This is a genomic window from Pseudogracilibacillus sp. SO30301A (assembly GCF_037072025.1).
Taxonomy (GTDB): Bacteria; Bacillota; Bacilli; order Bacillales; family Amphibacillaceae; genus Pseudogracilibacillus.
Genome location: NZ_JAXHDD010000057.1, coordinates 1 through 25,622, shown reverse-complemented (window position 1 = coordinate 25,622; position 25,622 = coordinate 1). Strand labels below are relative to the sequence as shown.

General features: G+C 34.6%; 27 protein-coding genes. 6 read left to right on the top strand and 21 right to left on the bottom strand.

Going from position 1 to position 25,622, the window contains the following annotated elements; all coding sequences use genetic code 11:
* Positions 1-421: 421 nt before the first annotated feature.
* Entirely contained in the window at positions 422-1,708 is a 1,287-nt protein-coding gene (locus tag SPD89_RS18800) for a hemolysin family protein (RefSeq protein WP_336263481.1), read from the bottom strand.
* A gap of 329 nt (positions 1,709-2,037) precedes the next feature.
* The gene (locus SPD89_RS18795) at positions 2,038-2,568 is read right to left on the bottom strand and encodes a hypothetical protein (RefSeq protein WP_336263480.1); all 531 of its coding nucleotides are present in this window, start codon (positions 2,566-2,568) and stop codon (positions 2,038-2,040) included.
* Between the two features lie 139 nt (positions 2,569-2,707).
* On the opposite strand from SPD89_RS18795, the gene SPD89_RS18790 reads away from it, so the two are divergent.
* Together SPD89_RS18790 and SPD89_RS18785 are read left to right on the top strand one after the other, a co-directional pair.
* Positions 2,708-2,779: a hypothetical protein gene (locus SPD89_RS18790; protein ID WP_336263484.1), complete on the top strand. Its 72-nt coding sequence runs from the start codon at positions 2,708-2,710 to the stop codon at positions 2,777-2,779.
* Positions 2,780-3,214: 435 nt separating this feature from the next.
* Positions 3,215-3,454 (top strand): hexameric tyrosine-coordinated heme protein, encoded by a 240-nt coding sequence (locus SPD89_RS18785; RefSeq protein WP_336263479.1) that lies wholly within the window; start codon positions 3,215-3,217, stop codon positions 3,452-3,454.
* Between the two features lie 101 nt (positions 3,455-3,555).
* Here the strand turns inward: SPD89_RS18785 and SPD89_RS18780 are convergent, their stop codons facing one another.
* Both SPD89_RS18780 and SPD89_RS18775 read right to left on the bottom strand, forming a co-directional pair.
* Entirely contained in the window at positions 3,556-3,900 is a 345-nt protein-coding gene (locus SPD89_RS18780; protein ID WP_336263478.1) for a VOC family protein, read from the bottom strand.
* 54 nt (positions 3,901-3,954) lie between these two features.
* Positions 3,955-5,835: an ABC-F family ATP-binding cassette domain-containing protein gene (locus SPD89_RS18775; RefSeq protein ID WP_336263477.1), complete on the bottom strand. Its 1,881-nt coding sequence runs from the start codon at positions 5,833-5,835 to the stop codon at positions 3,955-3,957.
* Between the two features lie 671 nt (positions 5,836-6,506).
* Between SPD89_RS18775 and tnpA the strand changes: the two genes are divergently transcribed.
* Entirely contained in the window at positions 6,507-6,782 is a 276-nt protein-coding gene (tnpA, locus tag SPD89_RS18770) for an IS200/IS605 family transposase (RefSeq protein ID WP_336263483.1), read from the top strand.
* A gap of 818 nt (positions 6,783-7,600) precedes the next feature.
* Here tnpA and SPD89_RS18765 read toward each other — a convergent pair.
* Positions 7,601-8,371, bottom strand: a complete 771-nt coding sequence (locus tag SPD89_RS18765; protein ID WP_336263476.1) for an enoyl-CoA hydratase-related protein — start codon at positions 8,369-8,371, stop codon at positions 7,601-7,603.
* 209 nt (positions 8,372-8,580) lie between these two features.
* Positions 8,581-8,829: a hypothetical protein gene (locus tag SPD89_RS18760; protein WP_336263475.1), complete on the bottom strand. Its 249-nt coding sequence runs from the start codon at positions 8,827-8,829 to the stop codon at positions 8,581-8,583.
* Between the two features lie 599 nt (positions 8,830-9,428).
* On the opposite strand from SPD89_RS18760, the gene SPD89_RS18755 reads away from it, so the two are divergent.
* Complete coding sequence (locus SPD89_RS18755) at positions 9,429-9,566, top strand: hypothetical protein (RefSeq protein ID WP_336263474.1); 138 nt, start codon at positions 9,429-9,431, stop codon at positions 9,564-9,566.
* Between the two features lie 2 nt (positions 9,567-9,568).
* Entirely contained in the window at positions 9,569-10,465 is an 897-nt protein-coding gene (locus SPD89_RS18750) for an alpha/beta hydrolase (protein ID WP_336263473.1), read from the top strand.
* 903 nt (positions 10,466-11,368) lie between these two features.
* Here SPD89_RS18750 and SPD89_RS18745 read toward each other — a convergent pair.
* Positions 11,369-12,907: a hypothetical protein gene (locus SPD89_RS18745; RefSeq protein WP_336263472.1), complete on the bottom strand. Its 1,539-nt coding sequence runs from the start codon at positions 12,905-12,907 to the stop codon at positions 11,369-11,371.
* A 181-nt stretch (positions 12,908-13,088) separates the two neighbouring features.
* Positions 13,089-13,472, bottom strand: coding sequence for a hypothetical protein (locus tag SPD89_RS18740; RefSeq protein ID WP_336263471.1), 384 nt, complete (start codon positions 13,470-13,472; stop codon positions 13,089-13,091).
* Here SPD89_RS18740 and SPD89_RS18735 point away from each other — a divergent pair.
* Positions 13,460-13,687, top strand: coding sequence for a hypothetical protein (locus tag SPD89_RS18735; protein ID WP_336263470.1), 228 nt, complete (start codon positions 13,460-13,462; stop codon positions 13,685-13,687). The two genes, SPD89_RS18740 and SPD89_RS18735, sit on opposite strands and share 13 nt — an antisense overlap.
* Before the next feature lie 150 nt (positions 13,688-13,837).
* Here the strand turns inward: SPD89_RS18735 and SPD89_RS18730 are convergent, their stop codons facing one another.
* The 13 genes from SPD89_RS18730 to SPD89_RS18675 form a co-directional block, all read right to left on the bottom strand.
* The gene (locus SPD89_RS18730; protein WP_336263469.1) at positions 13,838-14,383 is read right to left on the bottom strand and encodes a DUF4268 domain-containing protein; all 546 of its coding nucleotides are present in this window, start codon (positions 14,381-14,383) and stop codon (positions 13,838-13,840) included.
* Positions 14,384-14,452: 69 nt separating this feature from the next.
* Positions 14,453-14,584 carry a hypothetical protein gene (locus SPD89_RS18725; protein ID WP_336263468.1) on the bottom strand — a complete coding sequence of 44 codons (132 nt, stop codon included), beginning with the start codon at positions 14,582-14,584 and terminating at the stop codon, positions 14,453-14,455.
* A gap of 205 nt (positions 14,585-14,789) precedes the next feature.
* Entirely contained in the window at positions 14,790-14,951 is a 162-nt protein-coding gene (locus tag SPD89_RS18720) for a hypothetical protein (protein ID WP_336263467.1), read from the bottom strand.
* A gap of 1,373 nt (positions 14,952-16,324) precedes the next feature.
* Positions 16,325-17,770 (bottom strand): ABC transporter ATP-binding protein, encoded by a 1,446-nt coding sequence (locus SPD89_RS18715; protein WP_336263466.1) that lies wholly within the window; start codon positions 17,768-17,770, stop codon positions 16,325-16,327.
* Position 17,771: 1 nt separating this feature from the next.
* Entirely contained in the window at positions 17,772-18,503 is a 732-nt protein-coding gene (locus SPD89_RS18710) for an energy-coupling factor transporter transmembrane component T (protein WP_336263465.1), read from the bottom strand.
* Between the two features lie 2 nt (positions 18,504-18,505).
* Complete coding sequence (locus tag SPD89_RS18705; protein WP_336263464.1) at positions 18,506-19,084, bottom strand: MptD family putative ECF transporter S component; 579 nt, start codon at positions 19,082-19,084, stop codon at positions 18,506-18,508.
* A 354-nt stretch (positions 19,085-19,438) separates the two neighbouring features.
* Positions 19,439-19,732, bottom strand: a complete 294-nt coding sequence (locus tag SPD89_RS18700) for an NAD-dependent epimerase/dehydratase family protein (RefSeq protein ID WP_336263463.1) — start codon at positions 19,730-19,732, stop codon at positions 19,439-19,441.
* A 29-nt stretch (positions 19,733-19,761) separates the two neighbouring features.
* Positions 19,762-21,504: an ABC transporter ATP-binding protein gene (locus tag SPD89_RS18695; protein WP_336263462.1), complete on the bottom strand. Its 1,743-nt coding sequence runs from the start codon at positions 21,502-21,504 to the stop codon at positions 19,762-19,764.
* The gene (locus tag SPD89_RS18690; RefSeq protein WP_336263461.1) at positions 21,501-23,282 is read right to left on the bottom strand and encodes an ABC transporter ATP-binding protein; all 1,782 of its coding nucleotides are present in this window, start codon (positions 23,280-23,282) and stop codon (positions 21,501-21,503) included. The genes SPD89_RS18695 and SPD89_RS18690 overlap by 4 nt, the downstream gene beginning before the upstream one ends.
* A 29-nt stretch (positions 23,283-23,311) precedes the next feature.
* A complete protein-coding gene (locus SPD89_RS23230; protein WP_442961202.1) occupies positions 23,312-23,512 on the bottom strand; it encodes a hypothetical protein in 201 nt (66 codons plus the stop codon).
* A gap of 9 nt (positions 23,513-23,521) precedes the next feature.
* Positions 23,522-24,004: a 4'-phosphopantetheinyl transferase family protein gene (locus tag SPD89_RS18685; protein ID WP_336263460.1), complete on the bottom strand. Its 483-nt coding sequence runs from the start codon at positions 24,002-24,004 to the stop codon at positions 23,522-23,524.
* A 322-nt stretch (positions 24,005-24,326) separates the two neighbouring features.
* Positions 24,327-24,695: a DsbA family oxidoreductase gene (locus SPD89_RS18680; RefSeq protein ID WP_336263459.1), complete on the bottom strand. Its 369-nt coding sequence runs from the start codon at positions 24,693-24,695 to the stop codon at positions 24,327-24,329.
* Entirely contained in the window at positions 24,679-24,930 is a 252-nt protein-coding gene (locus SPD89_RS18675) for a DsbA family protein (protein WP_336263482.1), read from the bottom strand. Before SPD89_RS18675 ends, SPD89_RS18680 begins: the two co-directional genes overlap by 17 nt.
* Between the last annotated feature and the right edge of the window lie 692 nt (positions 24,931-25,622).

Genomic DNA, 25,622 nt, shown 5'->3' with positions numbered 1-25,622 from the left:
AATACATCAAGGATTACCTGCCTAATTTGTGCTGCGAAAGTTGAGTTATCAATATACTCTTTTAGAACAGCCTCATATCTTATTTCTTCCCTTCTATATGGATTCTTATCGTATTTATTAGCAATTTTTGAGTAGTTTATTGTATTCATTACTTCCCCTATCTCAATTTAATTTTCTTATTACTCCAATCTTACCATAAAAAACCTAATATTGTTACCTCTTTTGAGTTTTCCCTTTCCCAATTTGACAATAGTTATGGTGTGAACTACATACCACATTCATAACTTATTGCTAGAAAAAGCTTTAGCAATCTACTGAATACGTCATACATAAATAGTTCAATGTGTAAACGAATGCACATGAACATCCAAAAGTTAAAAAAGCCACTATTTTATAATAGCGACTTAAACTAGAACTATTTTTATTGTTTTGTAATCATGATTTTCTTTATTTGATACCCTTCGATTTCTTCAACAACAAATTGAAAATCTTTATATTCAACGACAGTTCCTACGGTGGCGTCTAGCTTTTTTGCAAAAATCCATCCACCTATTGTATCGATATCCTCATCATTTAAATCTGTCCCTAATAATTCATTAACTTCTTCGAGTTGAAGTTTACCTGATACTACTACTGTGTTATTGTCTTTTTTCTCAATTAATGGACTTTCATTTACATCAAATTCATCTCGTATATCCCCTACAATTTCTTCAATAACATCCTCAACTGTTACTAGACCTGCAGTCCCACCATATTCATCATTTACAATAGCCATATGAATTCTTTCTTTTTGCATTTTAAGTAATAGCTGCTTAATCGGAGTTGCTTCGGAAACGTGAATAATTGGCCGGATATACTTTTCGATCGATAGTGGTTTTTCTCTATCGAAACGTTCTGTAAACAGTTCCTTTATGTTTATTAACCCAACAATATTATCCTTGTCCCCATCAGCAACAGGATATCGTGTAAACTGACCTTCATATACAACTTCAATATTTTTTTCAAAACTGTCCTCTTTATAGAAGCAGATCATTTCTGTACGTGGTACCATAATTTCCTTTGCTAATCGTTCATCGAATTCAAAGATATTATTAACATAAGTCATTTCAGACTGGTTAATTTCACCGCTTTTGTAACTTTCTGAAACTATTAATCGTAACTCTTCTTCAGAGTGAGCAACTTCGTGTTCAGCCATTGGTTTAAATCCAAATAAACGAATAAACTGTCGTGCAGATCCATTTAGTAACCAAATAAACGGATACATAAGTTTATAAAACCAAATTAATGGTTTTGCTAATAAAAAAATTATTTCTTCGGCTTTTTGAATTGCAATTGTTTTTGGTGCTAATTCCCCAATCACAACATGCAAAAAGGTAATGGTAAAAAAAGCTATCGCAAAAGACAACACCGAAGCAATTGTTTCATTTAAAGCAAGTTCGTTAAATAATGGCGTAAGTAAACGCATTATTGTTGGTTCACCTAACCAACCTAAACCTAATGCGGTAACAGTAATTCCTAATTGACATGCAGATAAATACCCGTCCAGATTATTAATTATCTTCTTTACGTGTATAGCCTTTTTATTACCAGTTTCGACTAAATAATCGATTCGTGTTGCTCGTATTTTAACAATCGCAAACTCAGTTGCTACAAAGAAGGCTGTCATTAATATCAATATAGCAACCAAAAGTAAATTAACTATTTCCAAATAGTTTCCTTGCATCTGTCAGATACAAGGAATTCACCTCCTGGTTTCGGATCAATTCTTTTCGTATTCGTTTTCAAAATATACTTGTTTATGACTGCTCATAGGTTTAATTATAAAGTCCAATTCATGTAAATCGAAAAATTGCTTTACCTTCCCATCAGCATCAGCCTTTCTTTTGTTTCCTAACAATTAAGTTTGTTATTTGTTTATTTTATCACAAAAATTCATCCGAAACATTCATCTTATCTTTAAATAGTGAACCTCTCGAACCTCTCCACCTAAATCGAAGATTTTGGTGGAGCTTTCCTTGACTTAAATACAGCTATACGTCACGCAATTTTAGTATCATTGATACGAAGCGCCTGATGTAAGTTAATTAATGAAGCCAAGGTCTGCTGTGTTCTGGCTTGGAGCTCAGGAACTTTTGCCTGAACTGCTAACCTTTTCTTTTCAGAAAAGGATTTAAGGATTTCTCTAATAAAGTACCTTGCACCGATATTATAGGACGCATTTAAGTTTGCATGATAGATCTTACCGCTTTGGAAAGTGGCGAGATCTCTACTGTTATTCCGCTGCCCTTCACCGGACCCATCGAAAGCTAGAGCAGAAGTGTTTTTAGGATTTATTTTTCTGATGCGTATACCGCGGAAATGGGCCATTTCTTCTACCTTGGATTGAATGCCTAATTGACACCAGTGGTGTAGTTTGTGATGAAGCTTTTTTGCACCATAAACTCCCTTCGGAAGTTTTTTCCAAGGTATTCGAATACAATGATGTCCGCGTTGTATTCTTCTGCAAATTTTATAATCTCTACTGCGATATTTACTTTTATATGGAGTTAAATTAGTTGAAACAGCCAATATGGATGGGTTAAATGCAATATAATAGGAATAGATACCCTGATTATAACTAATTCATAATTTAGTTGTTGTAACAAAATATCGTCATCCTGTTATCAATAACTAAATTAAAAAGCGACTCGAAGAAATCGCTTATGATTTGTTTGGAAAATGGAAATGTGAGATTTTAGAAATTAACAGTGAGGAGGATCATCACCATAATATTATTTGAGCACCACCACAAATTAATCTACCTAATACAATTAATAGGTTTAGTTTAAAACTGTTACCTCTAGATACATTCGAAAGGAGTTCCAAAAATTCCTTAAGGCTTATTATTGGAAACCTTTTTTTGGAATAGGAGTTAATTAATTTCAACATCCGGTGGGGCACCTATATCCGTAATCAAGACCATGAAGGTTAACCCACTAATTGCAGTTGCAATTTGAAGGGGACTGCACCTTCACTTATTGTTCAAAAGTTATTCCTTAACCTGCTGATACCATTTTTATAACATAAAAACTATCTTAATTTGCTGGACAGAATATTACTAAAAAATATATTTTCGTTCACCTAATAATAATAATTTCCTCGCACTTGGATAAAGAACTTCTTAGTTTACTAGGCATATATTATCAATATCAATGCCAAAAAGGAGTTGAATCTGATGAATAAATGGCTACCCAGTTTAAAAACAAAAACCCCTCAAGAAGGATTTGAATTAGCAATTATACTTGCACAAAAGGGTGTAGAATACACTCAACCTAATGAACAAATAAGAAAAAAATTGCGTCCAAAATATTCAAGAGACCCGGACAGTTTAGCCTTCGCTTCACAAGTTATTGCAATTAATTTCCAAACGGTAGCTGCAGCAAATAACTATTGGAAAGACAGAGTTAAATTTTAATTCAATAGTATGTAAATCTGGAAAAAATAAATTTTTAACTATTTCGATGGGAATTAATTTAGTCTTGAACGTACTAAACAAATTAAATCCCATCTTTTATTTTAATGCCAATAACATACTTGCAATTTATTATTATCTAAATCAAAAAAATTAAAATAATTATTCTCACCATCATTTTTTAATTCCGATACATCGACACCTAGTTCTTTGAGTTTCTGATGTGTTGTCTCAATATCTTTAGTGAAAAATATCGGATACGCATTATTTTCATTAGAAGAGGCACTTCCTTCTTCTATTGTTAAAGGAATCTCGCTATTTCCGACTTTTAGAATCCGGTATTTTTCACCTTTAAACACTTCTTTCAGTCCTAATACTTCTTGGTACCAAGAGCTTGATCGTTCGACGTCACTAACTGTTAAACATATCGTGTCAATCCTCTCAAACATTGAAATAGCACCCCTTATCATTATCATAAATTCGTCTAAATAGATACCAAACAATCATTTTTTAAAACTTTCTATTAACAATGAAAGTTCTTCCCATCTGTCCATTTTTGTTTCTAATTCAGCTTCCAATGTTTGCTGTTCTTGATAAAGCTCCTGAACTTGTGCAAAATCACTTCCACTAGCAGCAATATCGGATTGCAGTTGAAAAATTCTTTCCTCCAACTGAGTAATCTCATCTTCAATAACATCCCATTCTTTTTGTTCGTTATAGGATAATTTCTTATTCACCTTTTTTTCCCTTACCATAAGCTTTCCAAGCTTTTTATCACCTTCCTTTTGAGTATCAGAATGCATTTCAGAAGCATATTCACTATAATTTCCATAATAATGGCGTAATCCGCCATTTCCATCAAATACTATTAATTCATCTACTACATTATCTAAAAAATAACGATCATGGGAAACGGTTAAGACTACACCTGGAAAATGTTCTAAATATTCTTCTAAAATACCTAACGTTTTAATATCCAAGTCATTTGTAGGTTCATCAAGTATAATTACGTTTGGTTCTTGCATGAGAACTTTTAATAAATATAATCGCCTTTTCTCTCCACCTGATAAACTACCTATATATGTCCATTGTTTAGGACGGGAAAATAAAAATCGTTCCAGCATTTGCTCTGCTGTAATCAATTTCCCCTCTTTCGTGTAAATTACTTCAGCTATTTCTTTAATATATTCAATGACACGCAGACTTTCATTTAATTCTTCTTCACCTTGTGTGTAATAACCTATTTTTACAGTTTCACCTATTTTCACTTCCCCTTCATCCGGCTGATAACGTCCCGCAATAATGTTAAGCAAAGTAGATTTCCCCGCTCCATTAGGACCAATAATACCGATTCGATCACCAGGAGTTATTAAAATACTAAAATTTTTCCATAGTGTTTTTTCACCAAACACTTTACTGATTGACTTCAGTTCAATCACTTGTTTCCCAAGGCGTGTGGAACCAACTTGAATTTCTATGTTCTCCTCGTTCGTATTAAATTTTTGTTTTTTTAATGTATCGATCCGATCAATACGTGCTTTTTGCTTCGTAGATCTCGCCCTTGCTCCCCGTTTTAACCATGCAATTTCCTTTTTCAGTGTATTTTGATGTTTTTGTTGCAAATTTTGTTCTAGTTCCTTACGTTCAAGCTTCTTTTCTAAAAATAATTCATAACTTCCTTCGTATATATACATTTTGCCGTGTTCGAGTTCATAAATTTGATTCGTTACTTGATTAAGAAAATAGCGGTCGTGTGTAACAAGCAATAAAGCACCTTTATAACCTTCAAAGTATTTCTCCAACCAAACAATGGTTTCATTATCCAAATGGTTTGTTGGTTCATCTAGTATAAGCAAATCTGCCGGCTGTATTAATGCTTTTGCAATGGCTACCCGCTTTTTTTGACCACCAGAAAGCATAGTTACTTTCTCATCAAATTGGGTAATCCCCATTTTTGTTAAAACTGTTTTTGCAACGGTACTTGCTTCCCACGCATCATATTTATCCATTTGTTGCTGCATATATAATAAATGGCTTTGTGTTGTCTCATCATTCGGATTCTGTTCCAATTGCAATAATGACCGTTCATACTCTCGTAAAACTTGCATAATTTTTGCTTCTCCAGCAAAAATATATTCCAGTACGGATACATCTTCAATAAATTCTGGATTTTGTGCTAAATACTCGATCATGTAGTCTTTAGAATGTTGAATATTTCCTTTATCTGCTGTTTCAATACCGGCTATGATTTTTAAAAACGTTGATTTTCCTGTTCCATTCACACCGATTAGCCCGATACGATCACTACTAGTTATTGTCGTGTTGATATCCTCAAATAAAACCTTCTCACCATATGATTTGCTTAGATTTTCGATTGTTAGCATGTCATTCATCCCTTTTATCGTATAACTGTTTTAAAGATACTAATTGTTTATATTATAGATGATTTCTTAATAACGTACTATTTGTTTTTATTATTCCATAAAGTGGGATATATTCCATAAAAAATTATTAAATCCAAACTGAAAATCTATTCAAAAAAATAATCTAGATACCGATATGTAAAAAGGAATACAGATAAGCTTAGTTTAGTAAACTTCTTAGGAGCAGCTAAACCGCAATAAAGAAAGTGTTAAGAAAAATATAGAATTATAAAAAATGACATTATCACAACTTAAACCGGTGGAAAAATCATTCTCCATTCCTTCTTTAAAATCAGTAGTGTTCAAATTATAAAGCATTAATTATTCAACAGGAGAATGGGAATAGTTTGACAAATATTTTTAACAATATGGATGTAAGTTTTCAAGATAGTAAGATAGAAATTGGTGGGAAAGAAGTTGTTATTACTTCTTAATATAGATGGATTTGAACACGAACAAGTAGATTTAAATTAGACAAAAAAGGAAGTATTTTTGAGGGTCATTTAGAGTGACTATCTGTAATTTTTTTGCAATTAATGAGAAAAATGGCGTATAAATAAAATTAAGGCATCCGATTTAGAAAATGCACTACTATAGCCTGGGAAATAACACGAAGATTCTTAGTTGTCTAGATACAGCCACGCAAACTGTTCGTAGTAAAAGGGGAAACGATCAGAGGAGGATCATCTCTATTATTTGATGCACCACCACAAATTAATCTAGCTAATACAGTTAATAGTTTTAAAACTGTAACCTCTAGATACATTCGAAAGGAGTTCGAAAAATTCCTTCAGACTTATTATTGGAAACCTTATTTTTGGAGTAGGAGTTATTTAATTTTAACTTCCGGGGAGGCACCTATATCCGTAACTAAGGAATACATCAAAAATCAAGACCGTGAAGGTTAACCACCACTAATTACAGTTGCAATTTGAAGGGGACTGCACCTTCATTTATTGTTCAAAACTATTGACTTAAACACCAGAAATTCCTATAAGAAGATGTTCAAAAAATCCGGTAAAAATGACACTACGAATTTCGCACGAATGCTTGTTTCTCCGCTCCTTGAAAAAGGAAAGCACTTTTTCTACGTGCTAGAAGCGTTTCCTTGGAAAAGAAGATCACTTTTCCAGCGTGCCAGATCTTTGCTCACGTATTAAACTGCATACGTTCCGCTGCCGGGAGCTACGCCGCCTTGAATTACTCGATCCTTTCCATCCTCCTTTTTATACGAAAATGGACATCTGCTCTAATTTTGGCGCAAAAAAGTAGCCCTCCTGAAGAATAATTTACTTTTATTGGAAAATATTCTTGTTAAATCAATGCTTGTTTACTGTCCCTTTCGCATTTGTTAGGGCTTGTTGCCGTCCTCGAGACTACTTGTGTCTATCGTAAGTAAAATTAACATATCATACCTGTTTTCACTAAGGTGCTCGCCATGCATCCTCCTAAAACGTGGAGAGGTTGTATGTAACCGTACTTCGCAATAGAGTGATCTTTAAAAACCTGTATGATCACAGTCCCTGTAATATCATGATTAACAGAGTAGCTCAAAATTAAACTTTATGCCCCCATTTTCATACATTGTGGTGTCTGTAAAGACATAGGAGTTTTGAAGACACACTATAAATAACAATTTGATAAAGAAGACAGGTTGTCCACAATTGGATGAAACTCCCTGTCTTTCTTATTGTTTAACATTGAATCTTTATAATTTTATGCTTTCTTATTCGCCTTTAAACAATGGACGTCTTTTTTCCAAGAAGGCCGCAATTCCTTCTTTATGATCTTTCGTTTTTGACACTTCGGCTTGTCCCATCTTTTCAGCTTTTAAATAAGCCGCTAGTTCCGCTTGTTTTGACTCATGTAAAATTAATTTCGAGCGAATGATTGCTCTAAATGGTGACATTAATATTTTTTGAGCAAGTGCTTGTGCAGCTTCTTCTGCCTTACTTTCTGTAACTAGATCAACTAAACCGATTTTTTGTGCTTGTTTTGCTTTGATTTGTTCTAAATTCCAAATAAATTGCTTTGCTTGATGAACACCTAGTCGCTCTTTTAAAAAGAAATGCCCCCCACCATCAGGAATAAGTCCGATTCCTGCAAAAAGCATTCCAAACTTTGCTTTTTCATTTGCGACGATATAATCTGATGCCATTGCGAAGCTTAGACCTAACCCTACCGCAGAACCATTAACAGCTGTAACAACAATTTTTGGTAACATATATAGTTTCGTTGCAATCTCTGAAATGGTATCCATTAAATTTTCCAACTGGTCAGTACTTGTAACTTGGGGCATTAAACTAATATCACCACCCGAACAAAATGCTTTTCCAGCTCCTGTTAACATTAAAATTCGATCATCATTATGTTCAACTTTTTTAATGAATAATAATAATTTTTCTAATATTTCAACATCTAAAGCATTATAGCTTTCAGGTCGATTTAATGTAATTGTAGAAATACCATTTTCACTCGTTAATATTACTTTCTCCACAATGATTCCATCCCCCTCCTAAAATAATGAATGATCATTCATTATTTTCATTATAACACGTTTTTAATATATTGAAAGCGCCTTAATTAATATGTACAGCTTTGAAGAATAGATTCTGCAAACATTCTTTTGAAAAACTTAATGTACTTACACATAAATACTCCCATTTTTCCCAATGGACATTCCACTTCGCCTATCCAACAATCCCTTTAATTTATCCGGATCAATTCCTTAGCTATCCCTTTATTAGTATTTCGAATTCGAAAAATAATCTCCTTTTTTTCTTTCTCTAATGCATCTCCGACAAACTGTTTTTGATTTTCCCACACTTTAGCAATAGGTTGCACTGCACTATTTGCAAAATACATATTAATAAAGAAGATCACCAACAGTATAATAAGTCCGATAACAAGTAATGTAATTAATAGGCTCCATACGTTTGATTCGCTTCTGTCCATCCAAAAAGATTACAATAAAGGTGATCCGTGACGGTGAATTGTTTACCATTATCGATAAAGGTGTAAACTCATATTTCCACTGTTTATCGTTCAAGGTGACAATGTTTCTTCTTTCGTCTTCTATGCAGTCTCGTAAGCTTTCATATATTTTTCTTTTGATAGTGAGTATTGGACAGATTGAGCCACCGTAAAATTTGCACAAAATGATAGAAGATTGTATCAACGAATACACCGATTTTGAGCATTGCTACTTTAATATTTGCTTCACAGTTATAGCAGCATATGAACGCTATCCCTTATTTTTGGAGGGAATGATAGCTTCGATGAAAATGAACTGTCAGAAAATGAAGTTCTTAAGCAAATCTATGATGTACTCGAAAGTATCAATGACAGTCTCTTCTACTTGATGAAAAAGGATCGCAAGGGAACTATTTGAATCCAACTGAATCTATTTTACCCACGATGTACACTCTATGGGTCTCTTTGAAAATTGCATACAAAAAGAAGAAATATATCGCAAAACGAATGGGCAAAAATAAATCGGAATTTATGCAGCATAGTTTCAAACTTCTGCTTTCATCCATTCGAAAGGAAATGCTATGAATCATTTTGTTAGGGAACATCTTGTTAGAGAACATTTTAACAAGATATTATACGGAAAAACAGTGGCTGCCGTTTACTCCATTTTCGGTGGCGATATTCTCGAAATAATTAATGAAATTCAAGGAGGAAAATAAAAATGAACAATCAATTTAGACGTGAGGATGTTGACTTTTACTCAAGCGGAACTAGGTGCAGTGCGTGGCTCTATTTGCCCGATGGGGATAAAAAATGCCCGGTCATCGTCATGGCTCACGGCTTGGGTGGAGTGCGTGAAATGCGGCTGGACGCATATGCGGAACGGTTTGCCGCTGCCGGGTATGCTTGCTTTTTATTTGATTATCGTAACTTCGGCGCAAGCGATGGAAATAAAAGGCAGTGGATCAATGTAAAACAACAGCTTGCGGATTGGAACTGCGCCATCGAATTCATCAAAAATGACGACAGGGTCGACGGCAGTAAAATACTGCTGTTCGGAAGCTCTTTCAGCGGCGGACACGTTATAACATTGTCATCAAAACGCAAGGATATTCTTGCGGCAATATCCCAGTGTCCATATACAAACGCCTTGGCTTCCATGGGAACCCTCTCACCGGTATCTTCCTTAAAAGCATTCCCCTTAGTCATTGCCGACCTTTTATCCTGTCTATCAGGATATCATCCGGTAATGCTTAAATTGCTGGCTGTGCGCGGAAAAGCAGCTATCATGGCAGTTCCCGTTCCTGACTACAAGGGATGTTTAGAACTAATTCCTGAAAATTCAAGTTTCGTAAACAAGGCACCCGCAAGAACGCTTTTAGAATTTGTCAAATATTCACCTAGCAGATACACTAAGGATATTGAATCGCCAATCTACTATGCGGTTTGTCTGAAAGACACATTAGCGCCCGCCAAGGCGACGGTAAAGTGTGGGAAGCGTTCCAAGAAAGCAACGATTAAAGAATATAACTGTGGACATTTCGATATATATTTAGGTGATTATTTTGAAAAGGCAATCGCAGATTATATCGACTTTTTTGATAATAATATAAAATAGCTCACAAAAGGTGAACCTCTCCACCTAAATCGAAGATTTAGGTGGAGCTTCCCTTGACTTGAATACAGCTATACTTCACGAAATTTTAGTATCATTGATCAAAAGTAAGACCCCGGGGGGTCAAAAAATCCCCCGAACCATTAGTCCGAGGGAACATAAAACACAATTCATATTTAATCAAAATCTTCAAAAACCATTGTTGCCAAGTGATTTTAACTCTATCAACGCCACACACTACACGTGGATCGAGAGAATAGGAAGTTCGTCTGTCCAGTACAAATCGCACCTCTCGTTCGTGGGAACATACCACCTATAAACTGAAATTTTCCCTTTACTTGTATTATAATGTGAATAATGCTTGTTCGTAATCTTTAACATAATTTCTTATATTGGTTCTGCCTTTTTGTATTATGGTATGGCCTTCTTTTTCAAGCATCTCTTTTTGGGCTTCAACTCCACCCGGATACTTAGGATTTAATTCTCCATTTGCTTTTAAGGTTCTCCAATAAGGTGTCTTATCTTCTGTTCTTTGAAAACTTGCCCACGCAACTATAAAGACAAATATTCCAGCCGTAATTGGCTCGGTAAATCAGCACCACTTTGTTTAGCAAAATACTGTACCTACCGTAAGCAATTTTCCATAAGGTACAAGTCGCATTACCTTATCATAATCAATATGGGAGCAAAATACATTTTATCCTCCACCATACTTTTCAATGCTCTTTTCATCAGTAATCGTCTGATATTTTGGCATATCCTTGCTATCCCTAAACATAGCATTAAAATCTTTTTTATCTTCATTTGCCATAATGCAACACCTTCTCTCCTAGCCCCAATCATAATCTATAAGTAAAGCTAGGCAATGAGACTGTTTTATAAACTCAAATAAAAATTTATCTCTCCCTATTCATCCGGCAAATCAAAATCCTCATCTGTGCATTTACGAATGATTCGTTTGGTCTTTTCTATTGGCAATGGGGCATTCTCCTCACTGAAGTATTCGATATTCACTACCTCAACTACTACCTCGTGATTATCCTTGCCTGCAGGCACAAGCACAAAATCGCCGATTTCAATGCTGTCATCCTCGGTGAGATAATAATAACTCTTGCATCCCTCATCAAAGCTAACGCTGCAAAAGATGTATTCTGATTTACGGCGTTTTGCTTTGCCATAAACTGATGGATCAAGAATTTCTCCCATTCCATAGAAACGAATGAAATCAAATACCGTTTCCGCAAAGTCAGCAAAATCTTCCGGCAGTCCATTTTTATCATAGCTACCCGTGATGATACGTTGCGGATTCTTCTTATAGTCAATGGTAATTGTATAGTCCTTCGTTTCATTTGGTGTTTCTATCACATCATCGGGATTGCCCTCACTATGTGAAAACAAATCTTCTGCATCAAAGTTTTCAAGCAGACTTTCGATACCTCCTTCAACCTCATATTTGCGGGAAACTTTACATCCCGTTCCGATATTCTGGATATGCTCCAGTGTTTCTGTATCTCTATCAATAATCAAACGCTCGGTATAATCCCATGTAACAAACTCCCAAGTGGAATCCTCCGGTACTTCCTTCGGCTTGATTTTTGTAACCCTGTGATAGTCTAATGTAATTTTATTTATTATATCTGGCTTGCAGTTTCCGTCAAAAACATACAGGTCGTCCATACCTACTATATCACGGACAAGGTCGGATAAATCTGTACCGGTAACATCGAAATCAGCACATAATGAACCTCTGAATCTATAGGTCACACCGTCTGTATTGGTTAGTTCCATTGTCCAATCACCGATATCTGTGGCAAAAGTCTCAATATATTCATTGCTGAAATACTCGGCAATTGTACTCAATAGCTTTTCAGCAGATGCCTTTTCGATTTTGAAGTACTTGCTCCTTGCTTTTTTATACTTTTCGCCTGTGCGTCCGTAGTTGTATCCCGAAAACCACACACGGCCTTCATCGTTGATGGTAATGTGCTGTTCCACCTCTTCATCCGGCTCCGGCATCGGACCGTAGCAGATGTTGTTTGATACAATACGCATCTTTTTCAGCGTACCTTGAAATATGAATGGATTATCTACTGAAAGCAAAGCCAATCGGCTAAGTGCCAATATGAACCATGCACGGTTTTTAGGTTCTAAAATTTCTGCTCCGTCATATGCCCAATGGTTAAAATATCTCCACCTCGAATAAATAGCGGAACCGAGCAACTGTATATCTGTAACATTATCTATTACCTTATCCAATTCATCACAATTGTGTACAGCACCGCCGTAAACATGCTCAAAGGCATTACCGCAGTCCATTTCAAAGCCGAGTGCAGCACAATCATCGGCCATATAGTGGTCAACCAGTTCCAAGTAATTGATGTTCTGGTCTCTGAATTTTTCGCACCATTTTTCAGCGAAATCATGAATTTGTCCCATATCAGCCACTGTGGTACACCTCCACTCGTAAATTTTGCGAAATCATCATTTACAATAATATCTTCATAAGTTCTGCCTCTAAAAGTGTTTTACGTGCATCTATAAAGATAAGAAAATTAGCATAACTATATTCCGTCTCTGGAAGATAGTTTATTGTTCTATACTGAATTTTGTCACTGTCAGTCTTATATTACTCAGTAAACCATTTGCAAAAATCTGTATTTTGTTTTTCCTCATTCAGCTGTGCTGCCAAAAGTTGCAAATTACTAATGTCATTTACTGAATTTATATACTCAACCATTTTTCCTTCCGGCACACCCATTTTACGAAGGTATGGTTTCTTGAATTTGCTCTTTGTATACATATGATCTTCATAGAATTTTTTACTGAAATCCAATGAAGGATACAACAGCATAAAAGTTGACAGTGTTTCTCTTGCACCGTATTTTAATTTCAGTAAGTACTCATCAATATCATCTTCCGTGAATTGGATAGATTTATTTGTACCTTCAAAGAGATAGCTCGCTCTGAAGATTACGATGAAAAAAAATAAGCCTTTTTTTGTTGTTACCATATTGGTTTAAGGCTCACACTACCAGTGATGGCAACAAGCAATTCAGTGCTGTTGGGGACGAACTTATTCTTGGTCGTTGGATTAAAGGGAGACTTGCCGCAGCAGGATTAGTAACACCAGTTAATGATACCCAAGCTGATACTGATCGTAAGGGAATGATTACGGGACAGAAAACCCTCCAACCTTGGGAATCCTTTATTTATCAGTATTTTTAGTAGAGCTATTTCTCTACCCTTGACATCAACGCCACACACTCCACATGGGACGAGTTGATAGAATTGATGTTTTTGCGATTTTTAGTGAACCTTTCGTTCGTGGAAACATATCGACTGTTTTGTACGTATTCGGGAACATGTCAATATGATTTATCCCTTCATGACATATTCCAACGCATCCTTTATAGAATTTTCTAATTTAATCATATGAGCAGTTAAAAAATTAATCATTTCAGTCCAATTATCTTCATTAAAAACACTTACGTTTGTTAATGAGTATGCAATTCGGCTTCCTTTACCATCGTCTAATCTTTGCCAATCAAGTTCTGCATTAAATTTCCCTTCTATCTTTTCCTTACTTGCAAACAATTTATCAAAAATAGTTTTATTTTCATCTTGAGATCCACGATTAATCCATAATTCAACTCTAGCATAACTTCCTGTAATAGTGAACGTATAGGCAATCCCACTATAGCCACTTCCTGTCCCTAACCAGTTATCCTTAGATGGACTAACATTTTGGAACATCGTAGAGCTTCGGTTCATTTCTTGTAAAAGACTCGTCCAGAAATCTACTCTAATATTATATCTTGTTTGATTTTGCTCTTTAGTTTTGACTTCTTCTTGTTTCTTGTTCGCAACTTTTATTAAATACTCTTCCGCGTCCGTAATGGGAATAATTTGTTCCGTATCCAATAATATTTTCCCTTCTAATTCATAAGGTGTTACTTTGATACATTTTATTTTCACATTATGTTCTAAAAGCTATAATGCAGTAGATGTAACTTCTTTTCTGAAGTTTGCAGCAATCATAATAATTCTTTGGTCATCATAATTCAACTCCGCTTCACTAAAATCTTCCACCTGTAAAAATTCACATAGAATATTCTCTGCCAATCCTCCATCGCTTTGTTGATCAAGGTATTCTTGGTATATTGTTCTAATATCATTTTTAGTTAATCCCGAACAGTATGATAAATATTTTAATGACTGCCAAACTACATCTTTGCCACTATCATCTAATTTATTTTCTATGATTACTAGATTTCCATCTTCATCGATAGCTAATAAATCTAATCTTTCTCTTGTATCATCAAATCTACTAAATTCCTTCTGGATGATTAAAAGTCTTTCTTTTACCTAATATATCAGTATTTTTACATATCCATTCTTGAAGGTGTTGCCTTTCTTTAAATTTTAATTCTTGAAAAGTTTTTTTACATATTGACCTAGCCTCATTTTTCTCCCTATCAATTAAAAACATTCTAAACAGACCTCCTGACATTCATATTTGAAAAAATACCGTTTAATATTTGAATGGCATATCGTGCAAATCAGACCATCCATAAAAACTAACTTTGAAATTTCTAAAATCCTAGAAATTCTTGTTCAACTGATTCCTGCTCTCTTTGCTTTTATCACATCGGTCAATTGAAACCACTCCTTTACCAACATTGTACAATGATTTTGAATCAATTTAAGTCAATGCAGCCAATTTCTTTTTGGGAACGAGTATTTCTTTATTCACAATCCCAGAATTAGAATTTATAGATAAACACTATGTACTAATTTTTTCAATGAGCCCTCTAATAAGTCGTTTCATAAAAAGTATTTTTTTGTATTTCTATTAATAAATAAGCAATTAGAAGATAAAATAAAAGTTTTAAATAAGAATAAACAGCCGTTGGAACAGTAACACTCCAAGGGCTGTTTATTTTATGTTTTACTAACCACTGGCTCTATCACTCGCAAACAAACAGTGGCTCAAAACTACACACAGCTGGCTCAATCCGTCCGCAATACTCACAATTGCAAAAAAATCCTACAGCTCATTAATACCTCTGTAGGGCTTCTTCTACATATTCCAACTTGGTAAATGCATTGGCAATCGGTGGTAAATTCCGTGGAACTTGGTGGTAAATAACATGGCAAGGGTGGTAAACTCTAATGGCAGTATTCAAGTATCAATAATAAACAATAATATTTTTGGATCCATATCTAAAATGTAGTGGATCAGTTCTGTCACAGGTGGATCAATATCTTGTCCGAAGCGGGTCAAAAAGATGGCAGAGATGGAGCTAACCTATGTCCTTCTTCATCCGGGGTCAATTCCTGCAAAAAAAGATTTTAAGCTTTCAAATAGGCCCGGAATATGGGATTTAAAATTGGCAAAGATTTGAATAATTTTTTCAGAAAAAAAATAAACCCAACTGAAAAGCAGTTGAATTTAATAAAATTAATACTTTATTAAATAAGGTGTGACGTAAAACTCTAAATCAATGAAAATAAAAATATTGTGTCTACTCGTAAAACCATTGCTTACCCAAAACTTAGTCTCACGAGTTCCTATAATCTGGGTTTTATTCTACCTGTTTATTTCATGATAATTATCTTTTGCAGCATTTCTTAAAACTGTTTTATAAATATAAAATAAATCAAATTGACATCAGACTCCACTATGTTGTACAGATTTGTTTGTTACCATTCTGTATGACAAGATTTCTTAAGTTTTTACATAAGTAACACGATGGGGAAGCGTATTTGACAAAAAGGAGATAAACAAAAAGAACAGCGACTACACAAAATCATCCACTGTTCTTTCGTTTCATTTTCATCAATAGTTCATTTTTTGAGAATTTATTCTTTATATTTTGAACAAGGTAAGATAAAATCAACCAATTGAAAAATTACTTCTATATCATGAGTCACAATAAAAATAAGATTGTCAGGAGAGGATAGCTCCTTTATTTCTGCACAAAATTGTTCTAATGATTTTCTATCTAATCCAGAGGTTGGCTCATCAAAAACAATCATTCGTTTATTAGACAAAAGAGCTGAAGCTACTGCAACCCGTTGTTTCTCTCCTCCCGATAGCGAAGCAGGGTGACGCTCCTCAAGAGATGCAAGTCCTAATTTTTCTAACAACTCTTGTGCTTGCTCTTTAGAAGCATCCGTCCCTAATAAAACCTCATTCATCAAAGTATTGGAGAATAGTTGTTGATTAACATCTTGCATTACCATAAAGCCACCTTTGTTTAACGCTTTTTTCTTTAAAACTGTTTGATTTTCTCGAATCGTTCCCTGATGTTTCATAAAGCCTAATAGTGTATTGATAAACGTTGTTTTTCCAGCCCCATTTTCACCGACGATACCGATGATACTGCCACCAGAAAAGCTGAGTTTTGGAAGCTGAAAAACTGGTGTATTTTGATAAGCAACCGATACATCCTCTAGTGTTATCTCCAATGATTTTTGTGTATTCTTTTTATCATTCAGTTTGCATAATTCCCAACGTTTTCTTTCTGTTATCCAATTTAAGTTTTCAAACAAAGCAGCGACATTCATACTCCGCAAACCCATTTCAGATAGTTCCTGTTCGCTTTTATGATAAAGTTCGTTAAAAGTATACGTACCTAGCTGTTTGCCAGATTGCAAATAGATAAATCGATCCGCTAAATCTTCCAGCCAATACAGACGATGTTCTGATAAAACAATGGTATAACCGAGTGATTTCAGATTTAACAGCATTTCTTTTAATATTTCAATCGACTCATAATCAAGATTAGCTGTTGGTTCATCCAGCAGAAGGATTTTAGGTCGCATGGAAATAATTGATCCGCAGGCAATGCGTTGTTTCTCGCCACCGGATAACTCAAAAATATTTCGATTCACTAAATTTTTCAGATTTAAGCCCGCTATCGTTTGTTCCGCTCTTTTTAAAATTTCCTCTCGATCTAAATTTAAGTTTTCACAGCCGAATATCAGCTCATTGGACGTGTCCAGATTAAAAAATTGAGACTTAGGGTTTTGGAAAACAGAACCTACATTTTTTGCCACGTCACTAATCGTTTGTTCTTTAATGGAATTTCCAAAATGCTTCACATCGCCAGATAAAGCTAACGTATCGTAAAACTCTGGAACCAGTCCGTTAATTACACGCGTAATCGTTGTTTTTCCACAACCGCTTTCTCCACATAAAACAACACATTCCCCCGCTTCGACCTGCAATGAAAAATTATCTATAATCGGTGTGGAACTTGCTGCCGACGAAACAGTAATATCTTGCAGTTCCAATGCGTGCATTCTAAAATCCTCCTTCCAAATATACCATCGTCAATATTCCAACTATTATAAGCAGAAAATCTGCCGGATGAAGCTGAAACTTGACAATCGTAGTTCGCTTTCTTCCTACATCCAAGCCACGCGTCATCGCAGCAGCAGACAATTCTTCCATCACTTTTCCAGATGAAATTAGCATTGGTACAATCAATCGTTCGATAGAAATTATAGGGTGCTTCATAAAATACATCGGACCGATTCGAATATTCCGGAACACCAATGCTTTGCGGATATTTTGCAGGTGTTCTCTTAACGTTGGAATAAATCGCAGCATCACGACAAAGGAAACCGCAAAAGCATCAGGAATATGCAGTTTTTTAAACACAGCAAGATATTCGCTCGCTGTCGTTTTTTCTGCCAAAATATAATACATCGCAATCGTTGGCAGGAATATCCTGACTACATTACATACAACAAAAAATAATGAAAAGGTTTGTTCCGTCCCTGTCAGCTTAGCTATTTCCTCCAGCAGCAGTGTACCAAAAAACAACAATGCAAATTTATAAGACCATCCCCATGCCTTTGCGTTCAGTAAAAACAAAGCTGCAATGCTACCTACAATCCATTCACCAAGCAGTGAACCACTTCGTATCATAATAATCGAGGATAGGATAAAAATAATAATTTTGGTAATGGGCGAAATATCTATGAAAGAATCTTTTTTAAAATACAGAACTGGCTTCCTCTCTCTGATCATCTTTAGACAATCCCAGCCTGTTCAAAATGTTTTTTATTTAGCTTATTTCCCAGTGTTGCCCCGATTAATCCACCAATGATAGCTAAACCTACTAAAACCAACAGAATCCAGTCCGGAGTTAGTGCGGAAATCCGATCGACATAATCCTGACCGTAGTAGTCTGCCGATGTTTGCATAAACTGATCTCTTGCAAAAAGCAACATTGTAAAAGGTCCTACCAGACAGATATTAAAAATACTATACGCTATTACATTTTTGACTTTGATATTTCCTTTTCTATTGGTTAAAACCAGCTCCGCTAGTATACCGACAGCAATGGCTATAACTAAAGGAATAATAGAGTATGATGACATAACTAAACCAGTTAAAATTGCCAGGATTAAGATGGCTCCTTTTTTTGGCACTTTAGAAATATATAAGATAAAGACTGGTCCTAAAATAATTCCAGCGATTAATGGTGTCATTAAATAAATAATTGGATTAAAGCCGAATAACATCACAGCTGCAAGTAAAATGACGATATACAATGCCGCAAATGCTCCGGCAAAAATATAATCTTTTGTGTTCATTTTTTTCTTCATTTCTTTTCCTTCTCTCTTGTATATTTTGATTAAACGACCACCTGCTAAAGCAGGTGGATTTTAAAATAAATGATGCAGCGGCCACTGATCCAAAGTGAATTGCATCGTTTGTAGTTCACGACGTTTTTTTAGGAACATTCGTCTTTGTTCTTTTTTTCCTCTTTTCTAAAATCGTTTACTACAAGAGAAGGGAATTGGCTTACATCTATATAATTATGGACATAATCATCTGTCACAATAGTTCGTAAAATATCATGATGTTGTATCAATTTGTGCCAGCTCTCTTCAAATTTTTGGGGCGATAGATGTGATAATTTAATTTCTACATAACTTTTACAACCAACTCCTCCTAATTCATGTGTTCAGATTGTCTGCCGACAGCGTATGCTTTTGCATATCTGTTAAGGGGAATTCACTTATTTGGGCACTAACCAGATAGGAGGGGCCTGCACAATTCACCACAACATCACATTGTTTTATAAATGAGCGCATTGTACTTGGCTGATAAATATTAATATAAATATCAGTCTCGTTACGTTTGCTTGAATAATAAGTCGTTATAATATGATAATTATCTTTTAAAAAATCGGTTAATAGTTGACCGACAGCACCATAACTCCCTAATATACCAATTGTTTTTTTATCCATACATGTTTCCACCCAGCTTTATTCAAAGTTTATACTTCATTGACCTGCCAATCCCCGCTTTTTCGTTGCAGTGCTACAAGATAACTGTATAAATGGTCATTAGCCATTAATTGTTCATGTTGACCGCGCTCAATTACTTTCCCTTCTTTTAAGACAATAATTTGATCACAATGTTCAATCGTCTTTAACCGATGAGCTATAACAATAACTGTCTTATCTTTGATTAGTTCGCTGATCGCCTCTTGGATCAAGGTTTCATTTTCAGGATCCAAGGAAGCAGTTGCTTCATCCAGTAAAACAATTGGAGCCTTTTTTAAAAATGCCCTTGCAATGGATATCCGTTGACGCTCGCCGCCAGATAATGTCTGTCCATTTTCTCCTATAACCGTATCAAAACTATCTGGAAGACGAGCGATAAAATCATCACATCTTGCCATTGTGGCTGCTTGGAAAATCTCTTCATCTGTTGCTTCACTGTTTCCCACCTTGATATTGTTGAAAACTGTATCATTAAATAAAGTGACATCTTGGAAAACAATAGAGTAGTAAGATAATAGCTTTTCAGGATGTATCTCATTGATATTGTGTCCATCAATGACAATTTTTCCTTTTTTAACATCCCAAAAACGGCATGCTAATTTTGATAAGGTACTTTTCCCGCAGCCAGAAGGTCCAACCAATGCAGTTATTTCACCTTGACGTGCAGCAAATGAAACATCGTGTATGACCTGTTTATCACTGTATCCAAAAGAAACCTGATTGAACTCGATATCAAATTGTGTCAGATCAACCTCAGATGATCCTGTTTGTTCTTCAATCTCAAAGATGTTTTTAATTCGTTTTGCACTTACCAGAGCATATATAAATTCCCCAATTTTATATAAAGAATTCGTTAAGGGGTCATAGATACGGACTGCAATGTAAATAAATATTATAAATCCGAGTGCCGTCAATTGCTGCTGTACCAAGAGATAAGTGCCAAGCAGCACCACAATTCCTAGTCCAATCCGTAATATGTTATAAGAAATAGAAATAAAAACTCCCACCAGAACTTCATATAATACTGCCCAAGGAACAACTGCCTTTATCGTTTTAGTTAAATTTTGAATATAATGTTCCTTTTGGCTGGAAGATTTAATGACTTTTATATTCTCAAAGAACTCCTGTAAACCTTCCGAAATATCCAGTTTTAATTGTCTGTTTTTTCGATTTGTAGGTGTTGTTACGAATTTGGAAACAATAATAAACAATAATGATACTGGCATACATAAGAATAATGCTAGTGCCATCTGCCAATTATAGAATGCAAGTATAAACGTGATAAAACCACTGGATACAATACCTGATACCAAATTTGCAAAATCACTTGTCAGCTGCTTTTCTATAACAGAAACATCATCCATCAATGTGCTAGTAAAATCACTTAAATCTTTTTCACCTAAATAAGAAAGCGGTAATTTTCTAAACTTCTCCGCTAAACGAACGCGCATTTTTGCAGTTTCTCTACCTGAATTAATGTACATTTGTTTGTATGTAATCAAATAAATAACAAATATAACAGCTAGCAGAAAAATACATAAAGTTAGATACTGCCACAATGTCACTGAAGAAGAACTGTTAGATTGAATGTGGATGATCATCTCTTCTGTCAGCATGATAAAAAGGATAACTGGTAGGACTACAGTAATTTGGTGCAAGGTAGTAAGCAAAGTCGTTTTATATAAATCTTTTTTTCCCTGTTTTGTTAACGAAAACAACTTTTGTATATTCATCTTTTCCCTCCTATCCTCCAGCTGATACTTTGCTGATAGTTATGATACATTCGTGCATACATGCCATTCTGTGCCATTAACTCTGCATGCTTCCCTTTTTCAACAAGAGTTCCTTCATCCATTACTAATATTTGATCTGCATGAGTAATCGTCGATAACCGATGGGCAATCATAAGTACTGTCTTATCCTGCATGACAGAATTTAACGCCTTTTGGATTTTATATTCATTTTCCGCATCACTGAATGCTGTTGCCTCATCCAGCAATACAATTGGCGCATCCTTTAAAATAGCCCGAGCAATCGTAATACGTTGTATTTCTCCTCCAGACAGATAAGCACCTTTCGCTCCAAATACGGTATCTAAACCGTTGGGCATTTTATCAATAATTTCTCTACACTGTGCTTGATCGACCGCTCGCTCTATTTCTTCTATACTGGCATCCGGGCGATAGAATCGTATGTTATCAAGCAAACTCATTTTAAACAACTTCGTTTCCTGAAAAACATAACTGATATGGGACATTAAATAATCATACGGCATCTCCCTGACATCCACGCCACCAATTAATACCTCTCCTTTATCTAGATCATAAAAGCGTGTAATTAAATTAAAAACAGTTGATTTGCCACTTCCGGAAGGCCCTACGATAGCTGTAACACTTTTCGGATTACTTTCAAAAGATAATTCACTAATCGCTTGATTTGTCATTCCTTCATAAGTAAATGATGCATTCTTAAATTGAATATCAAAAGATTCCGTTTTTTTAAGATTGTCTGTAGTTGGTAACGGTTTTTCCCTATAAACGGCCTCTTCTAAGTTATCCATTGCATGAAAAATGATCATTGCTTTATAGGAACTCTCCATAATACGCATAAGCATAAACGCAACCAAAGGAGTGAAAATGACAAAAAAGACATAACTTAATAACATCTCCATTGGATTAGCAGTATTATTGAAAAAGATAATTGCAGCCGGAATTAAAAAAGCAAATATTCCATATACACAAACAATATAACCGCTCATCGCATTCTTCATCGAAAGTGCATATTTCACCGTGAAATCCCGATAATTTTCAATAGCTTGATTGAATGCCTTAAACGAGAAGGCCGTTTGTCCAAATACCTTTACAACAGATATTCCCCGCACATATTCGACTACATCGTTTCCCATATTAGCTGATGCTTCCTGGTATTGCTCAAGGAACTTCTCACTCTCTCCTCCCATCATAAAATGCAAAAGTATGAACCCGAGAAAGACGGGGATAAGACAAATCAAGGATAACTTCCAATCAAACAGAAAAATCAGTACTAAAAAAGCAACTGGTGTAGTCATCGCTTGTGCCATATCAGGAACTTGATGCGCAATATAATGCTCCACTTCCTCTGTGTTTTTTTCTACGAGCTTGCGCAGCTTTCCAGTCTGTTGTCCCTGAAAATAGCCTAAAGGCAATTCTTTCATATGATGAATTAACTGAATTCTATATTTAGCTACTGTATTAAAAGCAACAATATGCGATAACAATAATGACAGACCATACAGAGCAAAAGCTGCCGAAACATATAATACTGCTTGCCAGCCATACTGTTTCATATTATCAATAACTGACTCTGTCAGTCCGTTTGTTGCAGTCAACAATTCTTCAATAACATAATATACATTCAAATAGGCTCCCAGACTAACAACACTCGAAATAACAGAAATAGCAATCGAGATATAAAATAAATAAACATATCTCTCCATAAGCTTCATTAATTTAGATAAGTTTTTATTTTTCATGATTGGTCTTATGTAACTTAATTAATAAATTACATATCCTCCTTCCCTAATGATTGGTATGTATATGAAATCGTTGCTTCTTCGTTAATATGTTCTGTTTCACACTTCCAAGCTAAAGGTTGATTATTAAGTGCATCCGTAACACGGTTATTACCTATATATATATTTCGAGTAGAGTATAACAAACCTTTTCCTATTGCTTTTCCATAAGATTCCTTTTGTGTCCAAATTCGATAGAACTACCCCTTCTCATATAAAACTGTTTGCAATCTTTGAATTTCTTGTCTAGAAAACAAAGAATCTGTAATTGCTTGTAAATCTTTTATATCCAATTGCTGATGTTGTTGTACATCTATTCCGACTTCAACATCCTTACTAAAAATTAAAGCAATATAACCATGACTATGTGACAAATTAAATTTCACCTTATTACTTTTCGGTTTTTCTTCATCAGAAAAATAAAAGTATAAATTTTCGTGCGAAATGCCGCAATGTTGAATTAATGTTTTCCTCAATAAGTAATGTGAATAAGCATATTCATATCTTAATAACTGATCTTTAAACAAATAAAGTTTATCTTTTTCATGTTTCGTAAAGTCATTTGTTAATTCTAAAAGTGAAGCTTTAGGCAACCAATTAATATGTGTATACAACACTACCACAGAAGGATTTACTACTTTCTTACGCAGAAAGCAATTTTCAAAATTATAGAGATTACTCATTAAGGACTTACCTCCTGTTTAAAATGGCTATTCACAAAACGTATTGATAATGATATTCATTATCAATTAGGACGCCAACTTGAGTCTATCATAATTAATTAGGAAGCGCAATTGAATTACTTCATATTACATTTTTATCCTTTTTTATCTTTCATATTTTAGATAAGGATTAAAACTAGGGTTCTAAAATTGCTACAAGTCTCTTTTACAAAGAGAACTAGGCACGAAAGCACCACAGGACTATTCGATCTATTTTTATAGATAATAAAAAAACAACCAACGCGCTTCTAATCATTTATTAGTTGTTTCATTAACTAATTATTCACATCTTACAATTGATCACAATCGTTTCAGACACAGTAAGATTTACCACATTGTTCAGTGGATTTTTTACATCTAGATGTTCTTTACACTCTTGCCATGTTTCTTCAAGTACGTTTTTAAATATTTCAATAGTTTGAACGCCTGATACTGCAAGTTGTTCATTGAAAATAAAAAAAGGAACATCTTCTATTCCTATTTCTTTTGCAATTAACTCATCGTTTTGAACTGCTCTTCCGTATTTATTTAAACATAAGAGAGAGTCGACCTCTTTATCATCTAAACCTACTTCTTCAGCAATCGATAAAAGGACATTTTTATCCCCAATATTTTCTCCATCTCTAAAATATCGTTTAAATAATAGATTCAATTACATCTGATTCTTTACCTTGTTTTTCAGCATATTTAACAAGACGATGGGCATTAAATGTACTTGTTTCTTCAAGGTTTTCAAAATTAATTGTTAAACCTATTTCTTCCGCATGACTTCTCATTTGGTTGATCATTTCCTGTTTTTTTTCATTTGGTATACCATACTTTTTTGTTTTTTCTTCATTTGAATATGGAAAGGCATCAGGATCTAGTTCATAGCTTTTAAATTCAATTTGGATAATACGAATTATATCATTTTTGATTATATTTCAACCTTTTGTAACGTTCGACTTATTGCATTAGTTACCAAGCAAAATATCTATGATTCTTAAGATTTTGATCTTGATAAAAAGTATTTCTTTTACTTTTTTATTTTTGCCTTATGATAAACCTAATTAAGATTTCAGCATAGAAACATCGGCAAGCATCTTCAACTTGCAAAAATCTTTTTTTATATTGTCTATCTTTACTCAAGAATACAAGGTATTTAGAAAAATCACTTATCGATTTATTTTGTGGTATATTCACAGCATATATTTCCATTTATTAGCTTATATCATCTGCCTATTACTATAATTTTCAGTACAATTAAACGCACATTCTAAACAAATGATTGTTTCCTTAAATAAATAAAGTTTGTCGAGGGCAACATTAACTTAAAAAATAAAGAACTTACCTATGTAGTTCATTTTAGGGCGTGGCAATTATATAGACTCATATAAAAGGTTAGGCATTTCAAGCAGTTTACGTCTCATGGTGCCGCTCACATCCAGGATAGAAAATCTCAACATTTCACCCGTTTTTAAAAAAGAAAAAGGGCTGTAATTTAAGTTTTTTCACCAAGCCTTATACAGGTTTCCCTCATGCAACTTTTAGTCTCTCATCCATAATATATGGCTTAGGAAAAGAAATGTCAAGTGTTTTT

Coding starts and splice junctions, on each gene's coding strand:
- SPD89_RS18695 (WP_336263462.1), bottom strand. CDS start 21,504: ATGAATATACAAAAGTTGTTTTCGTTAACAAAACAGGGAAAAAAAGAT.
- SPD89_RS18785 (WP_336263479.1), top strand. CDS start 3,215: ATGAATAAATGGCTACCCAGTTTAAAAACAAAAACCCCTCAAGAAGGA.
- SPD89_RS18685 (WP_336263460.1), bottom strand. CDS start 24,004: ATGAGTAATCTCTATAATTTTGAAAATTGCTTTCTGCGTAAGAAAGTA.
- SPD89_RS18690 (WP_336263461.1), bottom strand. CDS start 23,282: ATGAAAAATAAAAACTTATCTAAATTAATGAAGCTTATGGAGAGATAT.
- SPD89_RS18750 (WP_336263473.1), top strand. CDS start 9,569: ATGAACAATCAATTTAGACGTGAGGATGTTGACTTTTACTCAAGCGGA.
- SPD89_RS18775 (WP_336263477.1), bottom strand. CDS start 5,835: ATGCTAACAATCGAAAATCTAAGCAAATCATATGGTGAGAAGGTTTTA.
- SPD89_RS18705 (WP_336263464.1), bottom strand. CDS start 19,084: ATGAAGAAAAAAATGAACACAAAAGATTATATTTTTGCCGGAGCATTT.
- SPD89_RS18755 (WP_336263474.1), top strand. CDS start 9,429: ATGAATCATTTTGTTAGGGAACATCTTGTTAGAGAACATTTTAACAAG.
- SPD89_RS18715 (WP_336263466.1), bottom strand. CDS start 17,770: ATGCACGCATTGGAACTGCAAGATATTACTGTTTCGTCGGCAGCAAGT.
- SPD89_RS18780 (WP_336263478.1), bottom strand. CDS start 3,900: ATGTTTGAGAGGATTGACACGATATGTTTAACAGTTAGTGACGTCGAA.
- SPD89_RS18710 (WP_336263465.1), bottom strand. CDS start 18,503: ATGATCAGAGAGAGGAAGCCAGTTCTGTATTTTAAAAAAGATTCTTTC.
- SPD89_RS18720 (WP_336263467.1), bottom strand. CDS start 14,951: ATGTTTTTAATTGATAGGGAGAAAAATGAGGCTAGGTCAATATGTAAA.
- SPD89_RS18760 (WP_336263475.1), bottom strand. CDS start 8,829: ATGGACAGAAGCGAATCAAACGTATGGAGCCTATTAATTACATTACTT.
- SPD89_RS18700 (WP_336263463.1), bottom strand. CDS start 19,732: ATGGATAAAAAAACAATTGGTATATTAGGGAGTTATGGTGCTGTCGGT.
- SPD89_RS18740 (WP_336263471.1), bottom strand. CDS start 13,472: ATGGTAACAACAAAAAAAGGCTTATTTTTTTTCATCGTAATCTTCAGA.